Source organism: Dellaglioa sp. CoH-57-MRSF-18 (genome assembly GCF_056781995.1).
Genome location: NZ_JBXAXX010000235.1, coordinates 1 through 263, shown reverse-complemented (window position 1 = coordinate 263; position 263 = coordinate 1). Strand labels below are relative to the sequence as shown.

The window sequence follows — 263 nt, the reverse complement described above, 5'->3', positions numbered from 1 at the left end:
GGGTCCGTTCGTGATCGAGATGGAGGAGGCGGACTGACCTCGACGGCTACGTGCCGCTGAGACTCACGCCCGACTCTGCGAGGAGAGCGACGAACGCGGGGGCGATGTGGCGTGCGTACTCCTCGGTGATGTGCGTCATGTCGAACTTGACCGGTATGCCGTCGACGAAGGCCGGGCACTTATTGTAGACGCAGAACAGCTCCTTGGTGTCGACGAACTGCCCGCCCGTTTCCTTCAGAGTCTGCTCGGCCGACATCGTGTAC

At 62.4% G+C, this 263-nt stretch carries 1 protein-coding gene; it reads right to left on the bottom strand.

The genetic code is table 11. From position 1 onward, the window contains the following. Nucleotides 1-46 precede the first annotated feature (46 nt). Nucleotides 47-263 (bottom strand): SGNH hydrolase domain-containing protein (locus tag AC1RPG_RS08830; RefSeq protein WP_481762612.1); only part of this gene is annotated, 217 nt, incomplete at its 5' end.